Source organism: uncultured Dokdonia sp. (assembly GCF_937910895.1).
Classification (GTDB): Bacteria; Bacteroidota; Bacteroidia; order Flavobacteriales; family Flavobacteriaceae; genus Dokdonia.
Genome location: NZ_CALEMI010000032.1, coordinates 1 through 5412, shown reverse-complemented (window position 1 = coordinate 5412; position 5412 = coordinate 1). Strand labels below are relative to the sequence as shown.

General features: G+C 36.4%; 5 protein-coding genes and 2 pseudogenes. 4 read left to right on the top strand and 3 right to left on the bottom strand.

Annotated elements, in window-relative coordinates; genetic code table 11:
* Positions 1-1320: pseudogene (locus tag Q0505_RS03660) on the bottom strand (hypothetical protein); the annotation flags it as partial.
* A 259-nt stretch (positions 1321-1579) separates the two neighbouring features.
* Here Q0505_RS03660 and Q0505_RS03655 point away from each other — a divergent pair.
* From Q0505_RS03655 to Q0505_RS03640, 4 genes are all read left to right on the top strand, one after another.
* A complete protein-coding gene (locus Q0505_RS03655; RefSeq protein ID WP_299208931.1) occupies positions 1580-2233 on the top strand; it encodes a Crp/Fnr family transcriptional regulator in 654 nt (217 codons plus the stop codon).
* A 52-nt stretch (positions 2234-2285) separates the two neighbouring features.
* Positions 2286-2903, top strand: coding sequence for a hypothetical protein (locus Q0505_RS03650; protein ID WP_299208928.1), 618 nt, complete (start codon positions 2286-2288; stop codon positions 2901-2903).
* 174 nt (positions 2904-3077) lie between these two features.
* Positions 3078-3674, top strand: a complete 597-nt coding sequence (locus Q0505_RS03645; RefSeq protein WP_299208925.1) for a cyclic nucleotide-binding domain-containing protein — start codon at positions 3078-3080, stop codon at positions 3672-3674.
* Positions 3675-3726: 52 nt separating this feature from the next.
* Positions 3727-4470 carry an acyl-CoA desaturase gene (locus Q0505_RS03640; RefSeq protein ID WP_299208922.1) on the top strand — a complete coding sequence of 248 codons (744 nt, stop codon included), beginning with the start codon at positions 3727-3729 and terminating at the stop codon, positions 4468-4470.
* A gap of 4 nt (positions 4471-4474) precedes the next feature.
* Here Q0505_RS03640 and Q0505_RS03635 read toward each other — a convergent pair whose 3' ends face one another.
* The gene (locus tag Q0505_RS03635) at positions 4475-5122 is read right to left on the bottom strand and encodes a DUF4291 domain-containing protein (RefSeq protein ID WP_299208919.1); all 648 of its coding nucleotides are present in this window, start codon (positions 5120-5122) and stop codon (positions 4475-4477) included.
* Positions 5123-5128: 6 nt separating this feature from the next.
* Positions 5129-5412, bottom strand: a pseudogene (locus Q0505_RS03630) (serine/threonine protein phosphatase); the annotation flags it as partial.

Here is a 5412-nt window from a genome sequence, read left to right as displayed (position 1 = left end):
GCGTTTGACGCCATGGACCATACTACTCGTATCTACGACAAGATCATTTGCTGCTCTATAAAATAAATTGGCAAGGATAACCTTGAGTGATTCAAAAGTCACGCCTCCTACTTCGGCATCACCTATAATGTTATACAAATCACTTTCAACTGTCGTATCTGCTGCATTCAACATTTTTTGGAATAAAGATCCCGGAATCATACTATTTAATCCAGCTAAAACATCTGGATCATCTTTTTGACTGATGAGTTCTAGTAAAAATGATTTGACAATCCCATAGAGCGGATTTTTAATCCCAAAGGCAAGAGAGATCGTATTTAATAAGAGGTTAAAGAAATGATCTACTCTTTGAGACAAAATAGTAGTTCCGCTTGCGGGTGCTGCCACACGAACGATTTTGCCTATCGTGATTTGCTTTTTAAGAGCAAGCTTGTTAATCTCTTGTATTAAGTCATATTCTTGTAGTCCATTCTCCCCTGCTGCTACCGCTTTTTCTTTTTTCTTAAGAAAAATATCTTGTTCGTTTTTACTAAAACCTACTTCATGATTTTCATTATTATTATAATCACACTTCGCTAAAATATCGGCAACGAGCCCTCCGCGAGAATGACTCATAATGTCTAAGCTACATTTTTCAGGACAGGCTTCTAAAAAATCTAACGCATTTTTCAAAGGACTCTCTGATAATGTATAATGGTCAAAAGCCATTACATTATTTTTATATTTTCCTCGTAGCTTACTCCAAGCATCACTCTCCTGAAGTTGCCCAAAGGCGTCTACAGAAGTAGAAAGCGTCCCATGTATTAATACTAAATAATGCTGTACTTCTTTATTCTCTTTAAAAGGAATTCTTTTAAAATTTTCATCTATGGCATATAAACCAGGATTGGGTTGTGTTTTTTGATCATACTTAATTCCCAGTTCTGTCATCGCAGTAGCAGCAACGCTTTTGTTGGGTTTGAAAATGCTAAAAAACTTAATAACTGTTTGTTTTACAGCACCTCTACTATCTGCTTGTGTTGATATTTGAGTTTCAAAGATATAATCATCATTAGTAGATGATCTCTTTTTGACAATACGCTCATCATAAATTTCTTGAATATCCTCAGGATGCCCTATCCACTCCGTATTGTCAGAAAATTGTAAGGCGACTAAGTCATTTTCTTCAAATTCGACGGTAATTTCTTTACTATGAGATCGAGTGGTAGAAAGTTCTATATGCGCTTTCAGCTCAAAATTGGAAGCTACTTCTGCGGGTAAAGAAACACGCATTTGTTCTACCTTGGCGCTCGTGCCGTATAATTTTGCCTTTTTAGTCATAATCTTTTATTTTAATAGAAAAACACACATCATAAAAGTTCAAAACAGCAGTAACTACGGTGTTAGCTATAGTCACAACTATTCAAAATAGTTTCGGTATTTAAAGGGGAGTTGTCTAAAAAAGGGATTTTAAATATACAAAAAAGAATCATGTATCTCATTTTCTTTTTTTGTTTATTGACCCCTCATTCTTGACTTTACCTGCTCCTACCTCTTTTCAGTACTTCATAATATGCCTTTATAAAGCATCAAACCATACGTGTTAAAAGGTATATTTCTAAGGACGCTTTCGCGAAAGCGTACCCAGAAAATTATTAATTATATTTATACAATGTCTATACCTACAAAAACACTATTTGACTTTATTGCTTCTACAATTAAGCTCTCTAAAAAAGATCAAAAAGCCATAGAACATCATCTTTCTGTAGAAAACTATCACAAATATGATCTAATTGTAAAACAAGGGCAAGTGTGCGACACCTTGCGTTTTGTAGTTTCAGGGGTTTATAGAGTCTACCGAATAGAAGATGGAAAAGAAATCACCAGTTATTTTAATTACGAATCAAGAAATCCTTTTGTAGCCTCGTTTGTAAGTCTCCTCACCCAAACCCCTAGTGTAGAAATTGTGGAATGTATTATTCCAGGCACCTTACTTTCTATCTCCTACAGCGATTGGACGTCATTATATGATACAAGCCCTTCATTAAATACTTTTGGGAGACGTATGGCAGAGTATAATTATATCCTTGCGATGGAGCGTATCGAATCCTTGCAGTTTCAAACCGCCACAAATCGGTATAACGCGTTTATAAAACTATACCCGTCTTTACTTAATATGATTCCGCATCATTATATTGCCTCCTATTTGGGCATTACGCCAGAGTCTTTGAGTCGTATCCGGAAAGAAATTTAAAAATCTTATCATACATCAATGGATATGGTTTCTAGGAGTTGCAATTTTGAATATGGAAAACAAACATATATATCAACAGTGGCTAACACTTTCTAAAAGTAGAGATACTGCTATTACTATCGCATGTTTTAAAGAAGTAGAAAAACAGTACACTCAGAAACATAGACAGTATCATACTTTGGTTCACGTAGCCGATTTATTTACACACATTAAAAACGCCGACCTATCTGACGTAGAAACCATGATACTCGCTCACGTGGCATTATTTCATGATGTTATATACGATAGTTCTTCTAAAGAGAACGAACGTAAGAGCGCTCAATGTGCAAAACGATGGTTAGAAGAACTCCAGATTCCGATCTCTCTTCGTGAGCAGATAGAAACGATCATTCTTGCTACAGCCCATCACACCTCTGATGAGCCACTTACTCAGCTATTTTTAGATATGGATCTGTCTATTCTTGGTGCTTCTCCAGAAACATATACAACCTATTGTCAAGCGATTCGAAAAGAATATAAGAACATCCCGCTGTTGCTTTACAAACGTGGACGTAAACGTTTTTTACAGCAAACACTCGCCAAATCTGCTATTTTTTTCACCAAAAAATATCAAGAATTGTATGAAAAACAAGCACGCGTGAATATGCAAGCTGAATTAGATGGCTTGTAGTTGATTGTTTTAAGAGATACTGTTATGCAAGTATACGCTTTCAAGAAGTGAAACGACGCAGAAGTTTATACTGAGCTGGTCGAAGTATGAAAGCGTGTAAAGAATGAAAAGTATGTAACTATAAAGTATATATTTTATCTATAGATATTCAGGAGTTACTTATCTTGCAAGCTCATGAGTATACGTCCCGAAATCACCTTAGAAGTCGTTCGAAAATATCTTCATCAGATTTCTGAAATCACAGATGCTGACTGGGCTTTTTTTTCTTCCAAACTGACAAGACGTGATATCCCTAAGAAAACTATTTTTTTACCAATAGGCGCTGTAGAAAATCATATCTCTTTTGTGGTATCGGGTATCATACGCTTATATATTCCTAAGCCAGACCCTACTAAAGAAATCACTTTTGGGTTTAGTTTTAAAGAACAATTTATCAGTGCGTATGATTCGTTTTTAACCCGCAGACCCTCGCTGTACGAATTGCAAACACTTACAGATACCACTCTTTTAAGTATTTCCTACGACGATTTACAGGAAGTCTACAACACGACCAAAATTGGGAATCTCATAGGAAGACTCACCGCCGAACGCTTATTTCTCATAAAATCAAAAAGAGAACAAACCTTACTTAATTATACCGCCGAGCAGCGTTATTTAGATCTTTTTAAATATCGCCCAGAGGTGATTAAGGAGATTCCGTTAAAATATATTAGCTCTTATATTGGCGTTACACCACAAGCATTAAGTCGGATTCGGAAACGCATTAAGTAACCTAGGTTCATTGCAAGTAGCTATTATCGATAGTAACTTTGCGAAAAAAATTATGGCTATACTTATCATCGTAATTGCCTTGTGGTATTCGAGTTTGTTTTTTCAATCTTTTTTTCTACATAGATATGCAGCGCATCAGACCTATACGATGTCTAAAACAACAGAAAAAATTACCTTTATTCTTACGTGGCTTTCCCAAGGTCCTAGTTACTTGAGTGCTTATGGGTATGGAATTATGCATCGTATGCATCACGCCTATACCGATACCGAAAAAGATCCGCATTCTCCAAAATATGACAATACACTGTTTTCGATGATGTGGAAAACCAAAAACATCTATCAAGACATTAATAATAAACGGATTACCGTTCACCAAAAATTCACAAAAAACATCCCGCAGTGGAAACGTTTTGATCAATTTGCAGGATCGCGGGGCTCTCGTGTTTTTTGGATCATTACCTATACACTCCTTTTTGCATTTCTGGTCACCGCTTGGTGGCAATGGTTATTACTACCTGTATTATTTTTGATGGCACCTATACACGGAGTCATTATCAACTGGTTTGGGCATATTTATGGCTATGTGAATTTTAAAACTACAGATACTTCAAAAAATCTATTACGCTTTGATTTCTTAATGATGGGAGAAGGATATCATAACAATCACCACAAACATAGCACTAGAGCTAATTTTGGAGGGGTACATTGGTATGAGTTAGATGTTACCTATTTGATTATGCGTGTGCTACATAAGCTAGGTATTATTCAGCTTAAAATGAGTGCTCTGAAAGCATAGGCCTTTAAAAATCAATCACATCTAGTCGTAGCCGTTTTACGACTTCTGGGTCTTTAGGTAGATAAGGACGTTCCTCAGGGAGGACTAGTTCATCTAGATTCTTAGTACGTACATATTGATATTGCTCGCGTACATAGGCAGAAATATCTTCTATCTTTAAGAGATCATCTTTTGAATAGGAAACGATTTCTTTATTTCTAATACCTAATTGAATCGCTCTTCGTTCTAGTTTAGCTCCGTACGGGTCGTGATCTGGATCCCATTGTAAACGGATATTCGAACTTTTTACAGCTACTTGCCAGGCTTCTTTAGTACCGTATATATCTTCTTGGTAATTGGAATACACCGCAAGATTAAGGTATCGCTCAAAAGCTTCTCGTTTTAAATGGATGGCAAGTATCACTTCTTGTCCCTCTTTGGTTCCCCAGCCATTACGATACATCATCCATAAGAAATTGGGTTTGATCCATGTCATTCTAAACAAACTAAAAGGACCTCCAAAATATTGATGCTGTGCTGCAAAATGACCTATGGCTGGTCGATAGGATTGATATACAATCACCTTCTCTTCATCATATTGTGCCATAATATGATGCCCACTTTGTGGCCATTCTGTAAGTTGTTCTTTATAGGGTTTTAGATGTAAATTCATGATTCTTTAATTCCTCCCCTTCTCATCAGGATATAAAGATGGTAAGAGATCGCTTTGCCAAAATTCTTTAGAATCTATATCCATAATCGTGAGTTTCCCTTTAAAAGCCGCTCCTGTATCCACATTATATACATTATAGGCTTTCATGGGCGTTACTTCCTGATAGTTGGTTGTGGGCGTGTGACCTATATAGATTTCTTTATAATGCACAAAGCGCTGAGGCGGGTTCTTCTCTAGGATTTCAGGAGCTATATTTTCTGCTAACATGGCGGTTTCCCATAAGGTTCTGT